This is a genomic window from Pseudoalteromonas sp. CO342X, from assembly GCF_004208915.1.
Classification (GTDB): Bacteria; Pseudomonadota; Gammaproteobacteria; order Enterobacterales; family Alteromonadaceae; genus Pseudoalteromonas; species Pseudoalteromonas maricaloris.
Genome location: NZ_SGPH01000010.1, coordinates 82,411 through 99,177 on the forward strand (window position 1 = coordinate 82,411; position 16,767 = coordinate 99,177).

The 16,767-nt window shown below is 45.4% G+C and carries 11 protein-coding genes; 5 read left to right on the plus strand and 6 right to left on the minus strand.

Annotation, left to right across the window (positions count from 1 at the left end):
* The first annotated feature begins 18 nt into the window (after positions 1-18).
* On the plus strand, positions 19-4,485 hold the full coding sequence (locus EXT47_RS02390; protein WP_226899224.1) for an EAL domain-containing protein: 4,467 nt from the start codon (positions 19-21) through the stop codon (positions 4,483-4,485).
* 9 nt (positions 4,486-4,494) lie between these two features.
* Here the strand turns inward: EXT47_RS02390 and EXT47_RS02395 are convergent, their stop codons facing one another.
* A complete protein-coding gene (locus EXT47_RS02395) occupies positions 4,495-5,442 on the minus strand; it encodes an ion transporter (protein ID WP_039493932.1) in 948 nt (315 codons plus the stop codon).
* Positions 5,443-5,474: 32 nt separating this feature from the next.
* Positions 5,475-8,144: a bifunctional acetate--CoA ligase family protein/GNAT family N-acetyltransferase gene (locus EXT47_RS02400; protein ID WP_130125815.1), complete on the minus strand. Its 2,670-nt coding sequence runs from the start codon at positions 8,142-8,144 to the stop codon at positions 5,475-5,477.
* A 145-nt stretch (positions 8,145-8,289) separates the two neighbouring features.
* Between EXT47_RS02400 and EXT47_RS02405 the strand changes: the two genes are divergently transcribed.
* On the plus strand, positions 8,290-9,000 hold the full coding sequence (locus EXT47_RS02405; RefSeq protein WP_039493930.1) for an SIMPL domain-containing protein: 711 nt from the start codon (positions 8,290-8,292) through the stop codon (positions 8,998-9,000).
* Positions 9,001-9,098: 98 nt separating this feature from the next.
* Here the strand turns inward: EXT47_RS02405 and EXT47_RS02410 are convergent, their stop codons facing one another.
* From EXT47_RS02410 to EXT47_RS02425, 4 genes are all read right to left on the minus strand, one after another.
* Positions 9,099-9,566 carry an NYN domain-containing protein gene (locus EXT47_RS02410; protein ID WP_130125816.1) on the minus strand — a complete coding sequence of 156 codons (468 nt, stop codon included), beginning with the start codon at positions 9,564-9,566 and terminating at the stop codon, positions 9,099-9,101.
* 40 nt (positions 9,567-9,606) lie between these two features.
* Complete coding sequence (locus EXT47_RS02415; protein WP_039493929.1) at positions 9,607-10,296, minus strand: hypothetical protein; 690 nt, start codon at positions 10,294-10,296, stop codon at positions 9,607-9,609.
* A gap of 73 nt (positions 10,297-10,369) precedes the next feature.
* Positions 10,370-10,882 carry an NUDIX hydrolase gene (locus EXT47_RS02420; protein WP_039493927.1) on the minus strand — a complete coding sequence of 171 codons (513 nt, stop codon included), beginning with the start codon at positions 10,880-10,882 and terminating at the stop codon, positions 10,370-10,372.
* A gap of 85 nt (positions 10,883-10,967) precedes the next feature.
* Positions 10,968-12,020, minus strand: coding sequence for an aldo/keto reductase (locus EXT47_RS02425; protein WP_039493925.1), 1,053 nt, complete (start codon positions 12,018-12,020; stop codon positions 10,968-10,970).
* A 152-nt stretch (positions 12,021-12,172) separates the two neighbouring features.
* Between EXT47_RS02425 and dinB the strand changes: the two genes are divergently transcribed.
* From dinB to EXT47_RS02440, 3 genes are all read left to right on the plus strand, one after another.
* Positions 12,173-13,297 carry a DNA polymerase IV gene (gene dinB / locus EXT47_RS02430; protein WP_130125817.1) on the plus strand — a complete coding sequence of 375 codons (1,125 nt, stop codon included), beginning with the start codon at positions 12,173-12,175 and terminating at the stop codon, positions 13,295-13,297.
* Between the two features lie 125 nt (positions 13,298-13,422).
* On the plus strand, positions 13,423-15,108 hold the full coding sequence (locus EXT47_RS02435) for a carbon starvation protein A (RefSeq protein ID WP_010374688.1): 1,686 nt from the start codon (positions 13,423-13,425) through the stop codon (positions 15,106-15,108).
* A 69-nt stretch (positions 15,109-15,177) separates the two neighbouring features.
* The gene (locus EXT47_RS02440; protein WP_039493921.1) at positions 15,178-16,710 is read left to right on the plus strand and encodes a leucyl aminopeptidase family protein; all 1,533 of its coding nucleotides are present in this window, start codon (positions 15,178-15,180) and stop codon (positions 16,708-16,710) included.
* The last annotated feature ends 57 nt before the right edge of the window (positions 16,711-16,767 follow it).

Here is a 16,767-nt window from a genome sequence, read left to right on the forward strand (position 1 = left end):
TAACAACCTCGGCTTTTTATGTTTCGCCTGTGTTTTATATTTTGCATTTGCCTATTTACTGCATTGGTAAATGCTGCACAAATTTCTCGACTTTCTCCCGCGGAAGGATTATCACAAAGTTACGTAAATACGTTGCTCATAGATGAGCAGGGCTATTTGTGGCTTTCTACCGAAGGAGGACTTAACCGTTACGACGGTTATCAAGTGCTGGACGTGAATGGACCAGATGGTGTGCTTGATAAAGTGCAAGTGAATTATATTTACCAGGACAACCTTGGTGGCATTTGGATCACCACGGGGATCGCGGGATTATTGCGATACGACCCCATGAAAGACGAGTATAGAAAGTACATAGAGCCCCCCTCCACAGAGGACGAGTTTTATTCCAATTTGGTCAATATCGTTTTGACCAAAGATGATGACCATATGTGGGTTGTGCGCACCAATGATGTCGCTATCCTCAATATCCATACAGGCAAACTTGAGAGTGAAGTGACTTTACCGCTAGATGAAGAAAGCGGTTTTATACGCGCCGTTTATCAACATCAAGACATTTTGTTTATCGCCACTTCAGAGCGCTTGTTTGCATATCATTTAACAACGAAAAAACTAAGACCCCTTGACCACCTTGCTCCCATTGCACATCCCTATCAAACAAATACTAAATCACTATTTATTTTAGACCAAGATACCTTGCTCGTGGGAGCGGTTCAGGGGATGTACGAGCTAGATATTTCTCAACTCCTAAAAGATTTTGACGCAGAGGTACCGTTTAAAACGCTGCTTCCTGAGCTAAACATATGGAAAATGCTCAGACATGATGAACACACCTTGCTACTTGGTACCGATAAAGGTCTTGTTTATTACACGATTGAAGATGGTAATGCGGTTCGTGATAAACGCTTGTCTACAAGCGTATTTTTACCATCAAATACCAGTGTTATCGATATTGTCAAAGACAACTATGGTGGACTTTGGGTTGCGACTAAAGAAGATGGCGCATTTTACTTACCAGACAGCACACTGGCGTTTGATAACGTTAGCGATCTTACCGTTGAAGGTGAGGGTTTTTCTCACAGTAATGTCTGGGCAATGCATGAATCTAATCAGTTCTTGTGGCTAGCAACGAATGATGGCCTAACACGATATAATCCAAAAACCAGAGAGACCAAACAGTTTCTAAAGGGTTACTTGGGTGACGAAATTCTCTCAGAGTTTATTATCTGGAAGATTGCGGAGTATAACAATAAGCTTTGGCTAACAACTGTGAAAGGATTGTTTGTCTTTGATCCTATTACTCATGAAGTGAGAAGACCCAAGGCTAATAACCCAGAAGATAAAGAGATACTGACATCCTTTGTGAAAGGAGGGGAGCTGTTAGCTGACGGTAAGTTTTATTTCGTCAATAGTGACGTGGGGATGTTCGTTTATGATATTAATACAGCAGAGCTGACACACCTGACGAAGTCATTTGAAAATGTCGATCCGTTTCTTACTTATGGCTTCTACCCACCACTTCCAAACGAACCGCTTAAACCCCTTTATTACTATGCTGGCGTATTGCTGCAATATGATCCGCAGTTGGAAACGCTAACTGAGATCTATAAAGCGCCAAAGGCAAATAAGCATTTAGCGGTTGATATCACCACCTATACCATAGATAAAAATAATATCTTGTGGTTGTCGTTATCATCATTTGGTTTGATTGGTCTGACGCTAGACGGTTATGAGCCGATTTATAACATCGATTTAAAAGCCCATAAAATAGATACTTTGATGTATGAAATGCGCCAAGACAAAGAAGGAATGATTTGGATGTCATCTCACAAGGGAATTTGGCGTCTAGATCCGGATAATTTGCACTTACAACAATTCACCACCGAGGATGGCATACTTTCTAATGAATTTAACGGTGGCGCGTCCGTGATGTTGGAAGACGGTCGCATTGCGTATGGTATGTTAAAAGGGTTTGTGGTGTTTTCTCCTGATGACAATCGGCCTAAAAAGCCTTTACTTGATCATGTAAATATCACCAGCGTGGATTTAATTTCTCGCCCAAATCAAAAAGCCGGATTAAAGCAATTTGATCACATTGAACTTGAACATGACGATATTGGACTCGAAGTGTCATTCTCTGCGATGGCATTTAGCTATCAGGATCGGATCATTTATGAGTATCAAATATCCGGTGGTCAGAAGATCTTGAGCCGCAATCAAAATCGTGTGGTATTTCCTAAACTTAATCCCGGTGAATATGCATTAAAAGTGTGGGCTAAAGACCCATTAACGGGAGATTATACACCGCCTGCAAAATTAACCATTAATGTGAACTATCCCGCGTGGCGTTCACCCGTTGCGATTGCTGGATATGTGTTTCTCACGCTCTTACTACTGTCTCTTTGGAGCTATCGAAAGTATCGTGTTGAGCAACTTATTCTTGCCGCTCATAAGGAAACACAAGACCGCGAAGCTAGGTTGAAAATGGCGCTAGAAGGAAGTAACTCCGGTGTATGGGAGTGGCATGCGGGTAGTACCTTAATCTATCAGCCTAGATTAGTTACTGAACTCGACTACGAACTTGAGAGTGTTGGTTTAGATGATTATCTGCAAAAGATACACCCCTCGGATAGAGCCATGTTCCGCTTACAGTGGCTTGAGTTCGTCACAACGAACAAAGGGTTTATCGACTGTACTTATCGATTAAGAGATAGCAAAGGTCAGTGGCGCTGGTATAAGGATTTTGGCAAGGTACTCGAGTGGGATGAAGGCAATCCAACACAAGTGGCAGGCACCTATACCAACTTAACGCGTGAACGTTTATTTGAAGAGCGTGCCGCATTATTTGGGGCTGCGTTTGAGCAGACCCGTGACTGGGTTATGATCTTAGACAAAAGACTACGTATCCAGGCTTGTAATCGGGCGATGCAAAATGCCTTTAACCTTGACTCTATCCCGTCATCAAGCACTGCGGTGAAACTTGGGATGTCGAGACAAAAGCGGATGATGTATCTACGCCAAACCTTGGCGTTGGCAGTACATCAACACTTGAGTTCAGAGGAAGTCGTAAGTCTGCCTAATGGTGATGAAAGAGACGTATTGATTAAAATTAGTGCCGTGGCAAATGGTGATGGCGAACTATACAGTTATGTTGTGGTGCTAACCGATATTAGCCAACAAAAGCGTACTGAAAAAGAGCTATATCAGCTCGCTAACTACGATTTACAGACGAAGTTGCCGAATAAAGCGTTATTGATGGATAGAGTGCAGCATGCAATCAAGCAGTCGCAGGCTCAAGAGACACATTTTGCGTTGTTGGTAATCAAATTCAATCGCTTACAAAATCTATACGATATTTATGGTGCAGACTTTGTGGCTGAGCTGCTTCCACTGCTTGCAACAAAGCTACGCTGTTGCTTCCGAGAATTAGACAGTTTAGCAACCGGGCATGATAAGTCGTTTTATGTGTTGATGGAGCATCTCGATAACCCCGAAAAGGTGCATCAATATGTAGAGTGTTTAGTTCACTCATTTAGCACACCTTTGGAGGCTGCTGGACATACTGTGCAGATGCAACCTACGATAGGAATTGCAATGTACCCGGATGATGCGTCCGACGCTTTTGAGCTCAATCAAGCGGCTAAGGCGGCCCTTGAACATGTCAATGTACAACAAATTTCTAGTTATCAGTTTTTCCGCGAAGAGATGAATGGCAAGGTTAGGCGTTCTCGTGAAGTTGAACAAGCGCTTATGCGAGCATTAAAAAATGGTGAATTTAGTAATCATTATCAGCCAATTGTCGATGTACAAAGCGATACCTTGCTTGGCTTTGAAGCGCTATTACGTTGGCCTGAAAATAGTGAGTTTTGCGCTCAAGAGTATGCGCTCGCAGCTGAACATGCTGGCGTAGTTACCGAGCTTACCCTGCAAACGTTATCTCGGGCATTGGTTGAATTGAGACACTGGCAAACCATTGAGCGCGATTTGTATATATCTATTAATCTATCTGCCATTGATTTTGAATCCTCGAGCTTGGTCGATAATATTCAACAAGCTCTAAGTCGCAGTAAAGTGTCAGGTCACTCAGTGGCTTTTGAGATAACGGAAACTGCCTTGCTTTCTAACGTTGATAGCGCCGTGAAAGTGATGAAAGAAATTAAAGCACTGGGCTGTCGTATCTATATGGATGACTTTGGGACGGGGTACGCCTCTTTGACCTATCTGCAACAATTGCCTATTGATGTCATCAAGATAGATAAAAGCTTTGTACAACAAATTGCTGAGGATCCTGAAAGCTATTTGATCATTCGCTCATGTGTAAATTTAGCGCATGGACTGGGATTAAAATGTGTCGCTGAAGGGGTGGAAAACGACCTACAGTATCAGCGAATTAAAGCTGAGCAAGTTGATTATTATCAAGGCTATCGCTTCAGCTTGGCGATTAGTGGTGAGCAGGTAGCGCAATTACTCTCTGAAACCTCGCTGTAGCCTCTTTGGCTACAGCTTTTTACCGCAGTGGCGACAGTACATATGATGGACGCGTTGACTACTCATTAGTTTAATCGCTTGGTTTGCTTCTAATTGACTTAAGCCAAGTTCAATACGAAGGGCTTCTAAATGGGCCCTTTCACTTTTGTCGACATCGCCATCGACTAATGCATGCAGCACAGCCTCATTGAACGCATCTCGACGTTTGCGCATTTGGTCCGCAAAGCTTGAAGCTAAGAGACCGGTAGGGATAGCGACCATGCCCATACTGAGTAAAGTGATAAGACCCCCAAAAAATTGCCCGAGCGGGGTGATAGGCACTACATCGCCGTAACCCACGGTGGTTAGAGTAGCCATCGCCCACCACATGGCTTTAGGAATGGAGCCAAACTTATCCGGTTGCACATCGTGCTCAATTAGATAAATCCCGCAAGATGCCATGATAAGCACCACACTCATAATAAAAAAGGCAGCAAGTAATGAGCTCGACTCTTCTTTAAATGCTGCGAGTAGCAACTGCATAGCCCGAGAGTAGCGCGTCAGCTTAAAGATCCTGAGTAATCGAATAACACGTAAAAAGCGCAGATCAAAGGTGATAAAGGCCATTAATATGGTTGGTAAAATAGCGATGAGATCAATCACCGCCAGCGGTGAGATCAGATACTTTAGGCGCTTTTTCCAATTAGGTATATCCAAATGGCGGTAATCAAGTTTATCGACACAGCACCAAAATCTCAGCAAGTATTCTATGGCGAAGATGGTCACACTGACTAACTCTAGGGTTAGAAAGTAGTGATGGTACACACTTGCTAAGTCGCGCTCAGATTCCAACACGATAGCAACGACATTGGTTAAAATCAGGGTGATGAGGAAGATATCAACTGCCCGCCCGAGTCGGCGATATTGCCCTGTAGCCTCGAGCACCGCAGCCGTTTTTTCTCTGATGTGAAGTTGCATCAAGTTGCCAGCATCCCTTATCTTTTTTGTGTTTAGTTTAAGTGTAACACCATCTGAATGGTGCCTTCCTCAAAATCTCGAGACACGGTAAATCCAAGCTTTTTGGCAAGGCCTATCATACCGCTGTTTTCTGGCAGGGTGATCCCTTCAATGCTTTGTACGCCCTGTTTACGGCAGTGTTTTATAGCAGCTTCCATGAGTATGCGTCCAAGCCCAAGGCCTTGGCAATCTGAGCGTACCACTACGGCAAATTCAGCCACTTGGTTATCAGGGTCCATCAGCACGCGTGATACTCCAAGCGTTTGGTAGCTAGATTTATTAGGCACAGTGACGATAAACGCCATTTCTCGGTCGTAGTCAATTTGCGTCATTTTGGCGAGCTGTTCATGATTAAATTGCGGCAGTTCACCAAAGAAGCGGCGGTATCTATCTTCTTTACTTAAAGACTGATCAAACTCTTGGTGCGCTCTTTCATCCTCAGGACGAATAGGTCTCAAGGTTGCTGGGCGGCCATCTTTTAACGTCACGGTTTTTACCAGTTCTCGAGGGTAAGGTCGGATGGCCAAGCGTTTACGGCCAGATATCGGTTCGTATCGTCTGAGCGTAATACTGGCGTCGAGCACTTGGAACTGACCCGAGCAGGCCAAAATAGGATTGAGCTCCATATCAATGATATCGGGTTGGTCGACTACCATTTGAGACACTCGAGTGAGTAGGGCACACAGACGGTATTTATCGACCTTTTCAGGTAGTGCTCGCTCTTTGATAAAGCCTTTATCATGGGCGGCTGCAATCAGGTACTTTGCAAGGTTCATATTCAGTGGTGGTAATGCCACCGCAGCTTGCGAAAAGTTAAGCCCGGTGCCCGCTTCACCCAGCAAAATAACAGGGCCAACACCGGGTTCGGTTTTTACTGCTATCCGTAATTCTTGTCCACCAGCGCGTTTTGCCATGCGTTGCAAAGAGAAGCCTTCTATTTCAGCTTCGGGGGCAGCCTCACGGATCCGTAGTAACATCGAAAATGCGGTTTGTTCTACTTCTTCGGCATCATTGAGGTTGAGTACAACCCCACCCACTTCCGATTTAGAGGGAATATCATGGCTTATCAGTTTAAGTGCAACGGGGAAACCAAGCTGCTGAGCCTGCTCTTTCGCTTCTGAGGGGGTGAGTGCGATTTGTGTCTCTATACATTCTATATCGTAATTAGCCAGCACTTGAGAAGCCAAATGGGTCGCGAGTTTATTGGCACCTGAATTTAAAAAGTCATTGATTAGACGTTTGCTTTGCAGGTGTTGCAGCTGGCCTTCATCACTGTAGGACTCAGGTGTTTGCGTGAGGTGTTTTTGATTTCGGCGGTAGCTCACCAAGTGCATAAAGGCGCCAACTGCGCCTTCGGGTGTACGATAAGTTGGGATCTTAGCATTTGCACATACAAGCCTTGCAGCGTAGGCCGCTTCTTCACCCATAAAGTTTGTCATCACATAAGGGCGTGCCATTTTTGGAATTTTGGCTAGGGTCTGTGCAATGATCTCGGCATAAGCGGTACTTGGCGCAAGCGCTGAAGGAGTATGAATTATCAATAAGTTTTTGACTTCGTCAGCCTTTAATAAAATCTCTAGTGCTTGTTGGTAACGTTTTGGCGAGGAATCACCAAAAATATCTATCGGGTTACAAGCATGATCCGTTTGTGGGATCAGGGCGCTGAGCGCTTGCTTGGTCTGCTCGCTTAGCACCGCCAGTTTGCCTGAGTTCTGCAGTAAGGTATCGACCGCCATAATGCCAGGGCCGCCGCCATTGGTTAAAATGGTCAGCTGTTCTACTTGCAGCAATTTGGGGTGTAAAGCAAGCGTTTGGGTGGCAGCAAATAGCTCCCTAAGATCGTTTACCCTCAGCATACCTGCACGTTGGAACATGGCATCATAAACTGCGTCATCGGAGGTATTGCCGCCGGTGTGATTCAGCGCAGCGATTGCGCCAGCCTTGGTTTTTCCGGTTTTTATTGCAATGACGGGCTTACTAAATGCAGCGGCTCGAGCTGCGGAAATAAAGCGTCTAACATCGTCGATATTATCGATGTAAAGCAAAATAGCTTGGGTTTTTGGATCCCGTCCAAGGAAATCAAGTAGTTCGTCGAAATCGATATCAAGGCAATCCCCAACGGAAACAAAGTAAGAAAAGCCGATTTTTTTATGTTGTGCCCAGTCCAGTATGGTTGAACATACCGCCGCCGATTGTGAAATAAAAGCAAGCTTACCGGGTGCTGCAACCGTATGAGAAAAACTGGCATTAATACCCAAGTGAGGAATGAGTAAACCGAGACAATTAGGACCAAGTAAAGTGACCTTCGCTATTTTGGCAGCTTCTTTTAATTGTTGTTTGTGCTGATTATCAAGACCTGCCGCGATGATGATTGCATGTTGACAGCCAATATCACCAAGCTCATTGATGATTTGCACTAGGGTTTGTTTGTTGGTACAAATAACAGCGAGATCAGGGACTTTGGGGAGCTGTTTGATGGCGCTGTAGGCGAGCACTCCATGCACGGCGGTATGCTTTGGGCTGACGGGCATAATGGGCCCTTTAAAACCGCCTTGTAGCAAGTTACGCATTACGATAAAGCCGGCGCGATCAGGATTGTTAGAAGCGCCAATCACCGCGATGGATTGGGGGTTAAAAAATTGGCTAATACGCTTTACGCTCATACTGTTTCCTAGTTCAGCCGCAGCTCATAAGCACCACTCTACCATTTTGCTCGCGGTTTTCGAGTGCAATTAAGGTAGACTTTGATCTATCTCCATAATAATTGTTTGAAAACCATGACAGAGGCGTAACGTTGAGGACAGAGATATGTCTACTATGAGTAAATATTTGGCTCCTGCAGCTTTGCTATCACTAGCGGTGGTAGTGAGCGGTTGGATGGTAAAATCGACCATTCTAGAAGTGAAAGGAATGGAGCGAACGGTAAGTGTAAAAGGGTTATCGGAAAAGGAAGTAACAGCAGACACTGTGATTTGGCCCGTATTTTATCGTGATGCAGATAACGATCTGGAAGCCTTGGTGGAGCGCACGGAAAAGAAAAATGCGGCGATCCGCGCGTTCTTAACCTTGCATGGCTTTGATGCTTCAGAGCTTTCGATATCAGCGCCTTCCATTACGGATAAATACGCCCAAGAGTACGGTCAAAACAATCAAGGATTTCGCTATGTGGCAAAAGCCGGTGTGACTGTGTACTCCAATAATCCAGATAAAGTCTCGCAAGCACTAGGGCAGTTAAGTGAGCTGGCCAAGCAAGGTATTGCTATCACTAAAGACGACTATCAAAATCGGGTTGAATATTTGTTTACTGGTCTTAACGATATTAAGCCTGAAATGGTGCAAGAAGCCACACAAAAAGCACGAGAAGTGGCGGTCAAATTTGCTAAAGATTCCGACTCTATGCTTGGCAAAATAAAATCGGCAAGGCAAGGACAATTTAGTATTCGCGACAGAGACAGTAATACGCCGCAGATAAAAATCGTGCGTGTCGTGACGAGCGTGGAATATTACTTATCGGATTAAAACGCGTGTATTGCGCGACCAAGCAATCGAAAGTGACGAATTCGTCAACAAGCAAAGCCGTTTTTATCAAGGTGCTTTGCTTGTTTATTTCTTGCCAATCAACATTCGTTTTCAATTGGTATAAACTCACTGGCTGCACGGATCAGTGAAGCTGCGGTAAGCTGCGGCACGCCGTAAACTTCGACTCGGGTATGGTATTTATCTCTGAGCTTATTCGCGAGTAAATCAAAATCACCATCGCCAGTAACTAGAATTATCACATCGGATCCTGACGCGCATTCCATGGCATCAATGGTAATGCCAACATCCCAATCACATTTCGCGGAGCCATCGGCACGTTGAATATAAGGCTTTAACTTCACTTCAAAGCCAATCGCTCGCAAGATATTTTGGAACTGTCTTTGTTTGTCGTCACCCCGTTCGCTGGAATAGGCAATAGCTTGATATACCTCGCGATTAGCCGTTGCTTTGCGCCAAAACGCATTATAGTCAAAGCCTGTTTGGTAGGCTTGCTTGGTGGTGTAATAAACATTTTGGGCGTCAACTAAAATGGTGACTTTTTCCATAATGGACTCTTCGCAATAGATTTGCTTTATGATAGCAAGATTAGCGTTTGTTTAGCCATTTACTCATCGCGGCATCATAGGCTTTTTTGATGGCACCGCCATCGCAAGGGCGAGGCGCAGTACGCCAATTCTTATTTAATCCTTCCGGTGTAGGAATACTCGGATCGGGCCTAACTTCAGCGTAACACAGGCCATTTTCACGGTAGACTGTGTATTGGGGCGTAGACTCGAGTTGCTCTCTTTGTATGCTCGCAACAGTGGTTTGATGCGTTTTAGGTACGGTGAGCCGCTGTGGCTTTTCTTGGCTTTGGCTGAGTACAGCGTCACTCGGAGCGCGCTCTAAAAGTTGCTGACGAAATTGAGAGATTGCTTTGCGATGGTCTAATTTTTTAGGTTGCGTGACGACCGCTGCTTTGGTTATGTGCTTAGTTGTACTTTCAACCGTAGGCTTTTTTGGTTCTGCTTGTGCAGTTTTTGGTACTTCAACCGTATCGTCCGGCAGCGTCGGTTTTAACTCCTCTACTGGCTTATCTTCAGTTATCTTCGGTGTTGCAATACGCTCCATCTTGGGCTTGGCAGGCTCAATAACCAAATAGGTTTTCATTGCCTTAATTTCTTCAGGCTTTGAGGGGATATAAATACTTTGCTGCAGATACCAGCCGAGCAGTAGATGCAGCACAATAGAGGCGATAATGGTGAAACTAATCAGGTTGTGTTGGAGCAGCCGCATTATTCTTATTAAATCCTTGAGTCATGCGGAGTTAGAGCTTAATAAAGACTTAATTGTTCCCTCAATAGGCAAATTAATCTGTGACTAATTGCGCGGAAATGTGTTTTAGCAAAGTGAGTTCACGTAAAACGGACATCCCTTTGTTATTCGCATCATTGAGTTTTGCTTCGTTATGCGCGATGGCTTGGTTTATATTGATCCACACCGGCTTCATACCATTGGCGCGTTCATAATCCTCCATAGCTGGCGCATTAAATTCGCCACAAATCTCACAAACGTAGCAATAAGAAATAATATGCACATTGTCATGATCGGGTTTATACCAAGGGCGGTACTCTTCATAGCGGCCAAACGGCGTCAATCCTGTGATGGATACTGCACCCGTTTCTTCTTTTAGCTCGCGCTCCAATGCTGCTTCTAAGCTTTCACCCTCATCGACGCCGCCACCTGGCAAGGTGTAATCGTCATAACGTTTGGTGTAAAGCATAAGGATGTCGCTGCCTCTAAGGACAATGGCGCGAGTGGTTTTTCTGGTAAAGCAGCTGCCTTGAAGTGGAATGACTGGGGTGTTATTTAAGCTTTGCATGGGGTTTTAACTTCAATCTAGGTAACAAAGGTGGATTTATGGGGCGATACGCCAGCGTAAAAGCGGCGTATCGCGAATGAAGATATTAAAACGGAGCAGGGTACGCTTTAAATACAGTATCAATCTCGGCTAAAGATTCTGCACATAGCGGTTGTTCAAACGCTTGAATATTTTCTTTAAGCTGTGCCATGGTTGTCGCGCCGATAATAGTTGAAGTCACGCCATCGACTTGATTGCACCAAGCTAGCGCCAGTTGCGCTGCAGTCATATTAAATTCTTTGGCGATTTCTAAATATTTTGCAACGGCTTCTTGTGCTAGTTGTGTGTCCCTAAATAGGCCTTGTCTTTGCACTAAGGTAAAGCGGCTGCCTTCAGGTCTCGCGCCCCCTAAATATTTACCGCTCAGCATCCCACCAGCCAGTGGCGACCAAGGTAAATAGGCAATATCTTCGTTTACGCAGCTCTCAATCAAGTAAGGCCAATCTTTGGCATGTAGCAAGCTAAACTCGTTTTGAATTGAAACCGGCTTAGGTAGGTCGTGCTGCATCGCCAAATTAAGGTAAGTGTGAATACCCCAAGGCGTATCGTCAGAAAGACCCCAATGGCGAATTTTACCTGCTTTAATACAGCTCGCTAAGCCTTCTAAAATATCTAGCATGCCAGCGCGTTCTTCGTCGCGGTCAAGCGCGCTCAAAGGCACCATGCCTGGCCATTGTTTACCAAAGTGCGGTGAAGTACGGTTTGGCCAATGTAGTTGGTAGAGGTCGATATAGTCGGTATTCAGGCGCGCTAAAGAATCATCTACTGCTTGGATCACTGATTGTCCCGTAATAGGGCCGCCTTCACGGATCCAAGGCAAACCGCTTCCCGCAATCTTGGTTGCAAGCACGAGCTTTTCGCGCTTTTCTTGGTGGCGCTTTAGCCAATTGCCAATGATAGCTTCGGTTTTACCATAGGTTTCAGGTGAGGGAGGGACCGCATACATTTCAGCGGTATCAATGAAGTTAATACCACGGCTTAGTGCATAATTGATTTGCTCGTCGGCATCATGCTGGTTGTTTTGTACGCCCCAAGTCATGCTTCCTAAACAAATACGTGAAACTTCAAGTGGGCTACTACCAAGTCGTGAGTACTTCATGCAGGCTCCTGATTGATTGCTGAATGATTAAATATAGCCAAAGTAACGGATTTAGTACTTTGAACTGTATTGATATTGTTAGCATTATCTCTGTTTTGCAGTGCAACTTGCAACAGACATCCACACAAGTATAGCCCAGAACACTAAGGCCTATGTTCAAGATTGCAACAGTTGGAAAATTAGCACATAATAAACACTGTTTATTTAGACAGTGTTTTAACGTGCGTAAATTTATTCATATTGATATGGACGCGTTCTATGCATCGGTAGAAATGCGCGATAACCCCGAGCTTGCAAAGGTGCCGATGGCGATTGGTGGGCAGAGTCATCGTGGGGTGCTATCCACGGCTAACTATATTGCTCGGCAATATGGCGTGCGATCGGCCATGTCGAATTATCAAGCGAAAAAACTCTGCCCTCAGCTGGTGATTGTACCGGGGAGAATGGAGGTCTATAAGGCAATATCGCAACAAATTCGCGCTATTTTTACCCGCTATACTGAGCTAATTGAGCCACTGTCTTTGGATGAAGCCTATCTAGACGTCACTGAGTGTCAGCAATGTAATGGCAGTGCAACGCTTATCGCCGAGCAGATACGAGCGGATATAGTTGCAGAAACGGGCCTTACAGCTTCGGCGGGAATTGCGCCAATCAAGTTTTTAGCCAAAATTGCCAGCGATGAAAACAAGCCCAATGGTCAGTGTGTGATCCCGCCTCACCAAGTGAGCGCTTTTATTGATGTGTTACCTCTTAAAAAAATTCCAGGTGTAGGTAAAGTGACTCAACAGCGTTTGCTAGCCATGGGACTTGAGTATGGCCGAGATATTAAGGCACTGTCTGAAACTCAGTTACGCCAGTCATTTGGCAAGTTTGGCGCTGTATTATGGCGGCGTTGTCAAGGTATTGATGAGCGCCGAGTTGAGACCGATAGAGTGCGTAAATCGATAGGCGTTGAAACCACATTTGCAGAAGACACGCTCGACCTTGATACCTTAAAACAAGTCATAAAAGAAAAGTTGTTACCTGAATTGACTCGCCGAGCACAGCCTTATTTACAGCGTGGCTTTAATAAGCTTGGCGTTAAAGTGAAGTTTTACGATTTCACCCAAACCACCAAAGAATGCCAATACCAGCATATTGATTTGCCCGTTTTCGAAGAGCTATTGATTGAAGCAATGTCACGGCAAAAGTTTAAACCCGTGCGCCTCGTGGGCTTGCACTTAGGGCTAAATGAAAAATCTAATACACAAGCTCAACTGGGGCTTTTTGATGGCTAATTCTGACCTACCTAGACTAAAAGATAACTGCAATTAGTTTAATTTGTGCTAGCTTCGAAGTTGTCGTGCAACAAACTAATCACGCGAACTGCGTGCAATTAAAACAACAACAAGAGGTAAGCATTATGCAATCCATAATGATCGTACTCTTCGGCATCATAGGGATGTTATTTGGATGGTTTGTCTATTCCAAATTTATTGCTGAAAAAATATTTAAAATGGATGACAACTTTGTCACGCCGGCTCATGAGCTTGAGGACGGCGTGGACTATGTTCCCACTAACAAAGTGGTATTGTGGGGACATCACTTTACTTCAGTCGCAGGCGCAGCACCAATTGTAGGTCCAGCTATCGCTGTTTATTGGGGTTGGGTGCCAGCTGTGCTTTGGGTTGTATTCGGTACCATATTCTTTGCGGGTGTCCACGATATGGGCGCGCTGTGGGCAAGTGCTCGCCATAAAGGCAAGTCGATGGGCGCGTTGTCTGAAAGCGTGATTGGCAAGCGCACGCGTTCATTGTTTATGATAGTGGTCTTTCTTGTACTGCTCATGGTAAATGCTGTGTTCGGCGTGGTGATCGCAAACTCCTTCGTAGGTAACCCAAATGCGGTATTTCCCGCCTGGTCAGCTATCGTCGTGGCGCTTATCATCGGCCAATTACTGAAACGCAAAGTGCCGCTAGTACCACTTTGTATTATCGGGGTTATTGTGCTCTACGCGACCATTTATATGGGCAGTAGTATGCCGATTACCTTACCAACCGAAATGTTTGGTCTAAGCGACAAAGCCAATTGGATAATCATTCTGTTTATATATGCTGCCGTGGCGTCATTGTTACCGGTTTGGATGCTATTACAACCTCGTGACTTTATTAATGGCATGCAGCTGTTAGTGGGATTGATCCTGCTTTATGGTGCAGTATTTGTGGTGATGCCAGATATCACCGCGCCTGCGTTTAATACCCAAACGGTAGAAAATACCCCAAGTATCATACCCCTGCTATTCGTGACTATTGCTTGTGGTGCGGTATCTGGTTTCCACGGTATTGTTTCGTCGGGAACGAGTTCTAAACAACTAGACAAGGAAAAAGACGGTCGTTTTGTCGGCTACTTAGGAGCAGTTGGTGAAGGCTCACTTGCACTTATTACGTTGGTCGCCGTGAGTGGTGTGATGCTCGCAGTATCACCTGAAGAGTGGCACGAAATTTATAGTCATCTTGGTGCCGGCAGTGTATCAGCCTTTATTAACGGTGGTTCAAATCTTATCAGTACAGGTTGGGGACTACCAGTCGAGATCGCATCAACCCTACTTGCCGTTATGGTTGTACTTTTTGCAGGCACTACCATGGATTCTGGCGTTAGACTTCAGCGTTATATTATTCAAGAGTGGGGCGAGATCTATAACATCAAGTTCCTGAACAACGGTATCATCGCGACTTTGTTGGCCGTTGCATGTTGTTTGCTACTCGCCTTTGGCGCTGGTGGCGCATCGGGTAGTGGTGGTATGGTGATTTGGCCGCTGTTTGGTTCAACCAACCAAATCTTGGCAAGCTTAACCTTGTTGGTTATCTCAGTATATCTTATCAAACTAGGGCGCCCCGCTAAGTACACCTTGATCCCTATGGTATTTGTGCTGGTGATGGCGTTTTTTGCCGGAGTGATCAAGCTAGGTGAATACTATCAAAAAGGCAATTGGCTGTTGGTTGTGCTTGACGTTATCGTGCTGGTGGTCAGTATTTTGGTGATGTTAGAAGCTTGGTCTGTGATCAGCAAAACCAAAGCGAAACCAGATGAAGCCCGTGATATGTCGTAGTTCCCTTGGAACTTGACCACAAATCACCTATAGTCGGCCCTAATTCTAATATAGAAAAGGGCCGTTTTTATGTCTTTTCCAATCGCATTACCTTGTAACACCCTATTTGAAAGCGATGCAGATGCTATCGTTGTTGTTACTCATGATATTCAAAACCTTGGCAGTGCAGAGCTTGACCAAGTTGCTGCACCATTTATAGCTGTGGATGCGCGCATTGCGCAAAAGGCAAGTCTGCTTGTTTCAGACAAAGTACCTGGCAAGCGTTTGGTGATTGCGCCAACCGGACCACTCGATAGAGATTACGATGACGTTCGCCGTTACTTTGAAGCGGCAAAAGCTGGTATTTTAGAAGCGAAAGCGGCTGGTGCGGTAAAACCTGTGCTTGCTGTTGTAAATGTGCCTGCCGATGCTCGTTACGAAAATGCGCGTGCAGTCAGCTTTTTAGGTGCTTGCCAAGGCTTATGGCAGCCATTAGAAGCACGTGAGTACCGTGGCGAAGCGATTGAACCAATCGAAGCGATTTATGTTTTTGAAGCGTCAGCACAATGCTGCGATCAATTGAGTGCAATCGCAGCAGGCCAATATGCTGCTCGCGATCTGTGTGGTACAGAACCTGAGCGCATGGCACCACCTCGTTTTGCTGACTATTGTGTTGAGCTATTTCAAGGTTCAGCGGTAAACGTTGAGGTTATCGCTGATCGCAAAGTTATGGATGAGCAATATCCGCTCTTAAGCACGGTAGCGCGTGCCTCTTACGCCGTTGAACGCCATCATCCTCGTGTTGTAAAAATGGCATACGAGCCAGAAGGTGACGTTGAACGTACTCTTATCTTTGTTGGCAAAGGTCTTGTGTACGATACCGGCGGTGCAGACTTGAAAGTAGGCGGTTTTATGGCGGGCATGAGCCGTGACAAAGGCGGTGCGGCGTCAGTGGTTGGTTTTATGGAAGCGGTTGCTAAGTATCAGCCAAAAGGCGTTAAGGTTATTGCTTACCTTGCCGTGGTTCGTAACTCGATTGGTTCTGACTGTTTCGTGCCGGATGAAATCATTGAGAGCAGAGAAGGCGTTCGCGTTCGTATTGGTAACACCGATGCGGAAGGTCGCTTGGCGATGGGGGATTTACTCAGTGAAGCGAAAGACTTAGCACTGGGTGAGAAAAACCCTGAGATCTTTACGGTTGCAACACTGACAGGTCATGCGGCGCGCGCCATGGGTCCTTACAGTGCCTATGTTGAGAATGGTCCTGCACGAGCAGCACAAGTATCTCGCAAGATTGCAGATATGGGCGACCTATGGGCTGATTGCGCAGAAGTATCGCGTAGCCGACGTGAAGACTATGACTTTGTAAAACCACGCACCCTTGCGGATGATGTGCTATCGAGCAACAACGCACCATCGGCGGTTACCGCTCGTGGTCACCAATTCCCAATGGCATTTTTGGCAATTGTTGGTGGCTTAGACAAGCATGGTTGTAATGCAGAATTGCCAATTCCGTATGTACATATGGATATTGCAGGTAGCGGTGTTGAAGGTGGCGACTGGCAGCATGGCAAACCAACCGCTGCAACCGTTGCAAGCTTGTTTGCTCGGTACTGCATCTAAGCAGATAATCGTTTAAAAGGAAGCGAATTTGCTTCCTTTTTTATGCCTATAATCCAT